This is a genomic window from Mesorhizobium sp. M7A.F.Ca.US.005.03.2.1, from assembly GCF_003997795.1.
GTDB lineage: Bacteria > Pseudomonadota > Alphaproteobacteria > Rhizobiales > Rhizobiaceae > Mesorhizobium > Mesorhizobium ciceri.
Map to the genome: position 1 here is coordinate 1 of NZ_RZRP01000777.1, position 2,975 is coordinate 2,975.

The window sequence follows — 2,975 nt, forward strand, 5'->3', positions numbered from 1 at the left end:
GCTGAGGATGCTCCGCAGTGGCCGCTTCGCCAGCACTTCGCTGACCGATGTCTACAGCCTGCGCCTGGGCACGAAAGGCATGTATGCCGATTTCGAGCTCAAGGCCGCCAGCGTCGAAAATCCGTACAACCTCGAAATGTTCAAGAAGTTCACATGTCCACCGCAGATATGATCATCGGCTTCTTCGGTAAGATTCCGGCAACTGGAGACTTCGTCTCCGCGAACCTGCCGCGGACTTTCATCGACCGCTGGGACCGCTGGATGTCGATGGAATTGCGCGAGAGGCCAGACGAGGGGGAATTAGATTCGCGTGTCTGGCGCTTCATAGTCAAGGGCGGTATTTTCGGCGAACAGCCCTGCTCCGGCGCTTGGCGCATGAGCGAGGATCGCGTCGGCCGCCGTTATCCGTTCGCCATCGTGCGGCTGGGTCCGCCGCCGGAGCCGGGCGACCCGTGGTACGATGCAGTGGCCTCGCTTCTTCAGAACTGCGTCGACAACTACTGGGCGCAGACCCGGCTGGCCCAAAGCCTTCAGACTTTGCCACGTCCGGGCGGCGCCGCCGCGACCGACAAGATCGCATTCTGGAGCGACGACTGGGAGGTCAGGGAGTTCGGCTTCGCCGACATCCACGACCTTGCTCAAAATGGCCTGCCAGCGATGCGCGGCACGGCCGGAGACGGCGGAGTCCTGAGCCATGGGTAACACGGTCTACGCCGACAAGATGGGCTTCTTCCACCAGGCAAGCGGCGGCAAGGGCGTCGCGCCCGGCGACGTCTGCCTCAGCCCGCCGCCGCCGCCGGCGGGACCGGTGCCGGTTCCATATGTCAACATGCTTTCGGCCAGCGATCTCATCAAAGGCAGCAAGAGCGTCAAGGTGCAGGGAACACCGACGGCGCTGGAGAACTCTTCCGAAGTGGCGCTGAGCACGGGCAACGAAGCGGCCACGCCAGGACTAGGCGCCGGCGTGGTCACCCATCGCATCAAGGGCAAGGGCTCGTTCAAGCTCTGGTCGTTCACGGTCAAGGTCGAGGGCAAGGGTGTCTGCCGCCACGGCGATCCGATGGAGCAGAATACCGCGAGCCCGCTGCCGAACACGGTCGACGTGTCCGCCATGGTCGACTTCTCGGTGGTGCTGGGCAAGGACGCGATGAAGGAGGACTGCCCGCGCGACTACAAGTACTCGGAGGACTATACCCCCACGACCGAGACCCAGCGCGCTTCCGTGCAAGGGCAGACCTGCTGGCAGTGCAAGAAGGACCGTGCCAACATCCTTCGTCGGGCTTCAGGCCCAGCCAAGGACAAGGCGCTGAAGGACATTGACAAGAAAATCAAAAGGCAGACTGACGGTAAGGTCACGATGATCGCCGATCACCAGCCGCCGCAGAAGACCGCGTGGGAGATGGGAGCGTGCCACGATCCGGGCAGCTTCGCCCAGCGGATGCGCGACCTTCCGTGCCAGCCGCATTGTCATGCTCACAGCATGGAGCAGTCCCAAGATATGCGGGCACTGGATCGCCGCGAGCTTTACGATGCGATGAACAAGCACATTGGCGGCCTGGGCATATAGAGATATGAAATGATCTCGATAACGCATCAAGACATTTATGATCGTTGGACAAACGAGCTGAAGATCGTCGTGCCACCAATGCTGGAATGGTGGCGTGACCTTCATGCGCAGGAAGTCAACAGGGAGGTTGTCGACGCCCGCTGGCCGGCGGGACCAGCGAGTCATCCTCGAGTCATTGCCCTGTTTCGGAAGTACTACTTCGAAACGACGCGACTGAACGACTCGCTTTCGGGCGGCGGGCCGGAGCACGGGAGTGAGATGTGGGGCTCCGAGGCCAAGCAGTTGTCCGAAGAGAGCGAGGGGGACGGTCCGGTCCCACCCGTAACGTTGCTCCTCTCGTGGCTGGACGACACCGAGCCCGAGTTGGCGGACTTCATGAGGACGTTCGACTTCATTCCCATCGGGGAAGATCCGGAATTCGAGGAGTCCTGAGCGATGGCACTGCTCGTCAATCACAACATCCAGAACGGGACCTACCGGCTGCTGCGTGCGCCCGGTGACGTCCGAGGCCGCGCGGAAGAGGCGGCGCCGGGGACCGGCGCGGCCGGACATCGCGGCCTGTTCGCCGCCTATCTGCTCGATTTCGTGGACGTGTTCGCTGTCGCGTCCGAGACATGGAACGCGAGTGTCCAGGAGCGTATGGAGACCGGCCTGCCGATGGGCGAGGCAATCCTCCGAACGATCGAGGCCAAGGGGATTGCCGGCCCCGCCGGCCACCCGAGAGTGGTCTGGCTCGTGCGCAAGTACTGGCTTGCGTGCGACGAGGAAAACCGGCGTTCGGTGTCGAGCGCGGTGCCTCCCGAAGTGTTCCTTCTCGAGTGGCTGATCCAGGGCGGCCATGACGACTATGCGACGCTGCTGACCGCGATGCCCTACTGGCCGATCGGCCTCGACGAACACGGCAACTGGTGCTGAGCGATGGCGTTCGCGGTCGGGATAGAGAATCGCACCCCGTTCGCCACCGCAACACATGTGCAACTCGACGCCGACGGCCAGGAAATCCTGGTCGTCATGTTCTCGGCAAGCTTCGATGCGCTCGACGGCGCACCGGCGATGGACGTTTGCGAAGACCAGATGCCGGTCGCGCTCTGGGATATCCCGTTCGGCGATCCAGCCAATTCCTCCAATCGCTACGAAGCCGATATTGCGCCGCATAAGCCGGCCGCCGAAATCCTTGTCAACGGTTCGGCGCACGCGCCGAACGGCCGTCCGGTGACGGAGATGCAGGTCGGTTGCCGCGTCAGTGGCTTGCAAAAAGTGCTCAACGGCGTCGGAGACCGCATCTACGACGCCGGCGGCTTCAGCGCGCCGGCCCTGTTCCGAACGATGCCGATCGTTTACGAGCGCGCCTATGGCGGGACGCTGCCAGATGGTCGGCTTGACCGACGCAACCCGGTCGGCGTCGGCT

Annotated in this window: 5 protein-coding genes; all 5 read left to right on the top strand. The window is 63.2% G+C overall.

Annotated features, from left to right (window positions below; translation table 11 throughout):
• Positions 1-168 precede the first annotated feature (168 nt).
• Positions 169-702 carry a type VI secretion system-associated protein TagF gene (gene tagF, locus EN991_RS30100; RefSeq protein WP_063173916.1) on the top strand — a complete coding sequence of 178 codons (534 nt, stop codon included), beginning with the start codon at positions 169-171 and terminating at the stop codon, positions 700-702.
• A 19-nt stretch (positions 703-721) separates the two neighbouring features.
• Positions 722-1,567, top strand: coding sequence for a DUF4150 domain-containing protein (locus tag EN991_RS30105; RefSeq protein WP_196815287.1), 846 nt, complete (start codon positions 722-724; stop codon positions 1,565-1,567).
• 9 nt (positions 1,568-1,576) lie between these two features.
• Complete coding sequence (locus EN991_RS30110) at positions 1,577-1,999, top strand: hypothetical protein (RefSeq protein ID WP_063173918.1); 423 nt, start codon at positions 1,577-1,579, stop codon at positions 1,997-1,999.
• Between the two features lie 3 nt (positions 2,000-2,002).
• Complete coding sequence (locus EN991_RS30115) at positions 2,003-2,482, top strand: hypothetical protein (protein ID WP_127370108.1); 480 nt, start codon at positions 2,003-2,005, stop codon at positions 2,480-2,482.
• A gap of 3 nt (positions 2,483-2,485) precedes the next feature.
• The coding region (locus tag EN991_RS30120) for a DUF2169 domain-containing protein (RefSeq protein WP_127370109.1) at positions 2,486-2,975 on the top strand (490 nt) is incomplete at its 3' end.

Coding starts and splice junctions, on each gene's coding strand:
- tagF (WP_063173916.1), top strand. CDS start 169: ATGATCATCGGCTTCTTCGGTAAGATTCCGGCAACTGGAGACTTCGTC.
- EN991_RS30105 (WP_196815287.1), top strand. CDS start 722: ATGGGCTTCTTCCACCAGGCAAGCGGCGGCAAGGGCGTCGCGCCCGGC.
- EN991_RS30110 (WP_063173918.1), top strand. CDS start 1,577: ATGATCTCGATAACGCATCAAGACATTTATGATCGTTGGACAAACGAG.
- EN991_RS30115 (WP_127370108.1), top strand. CDS start 2,003: ATGGCACTGCTCGTCAATCACAACATCCAGAACGGGACCTACCGGCTG.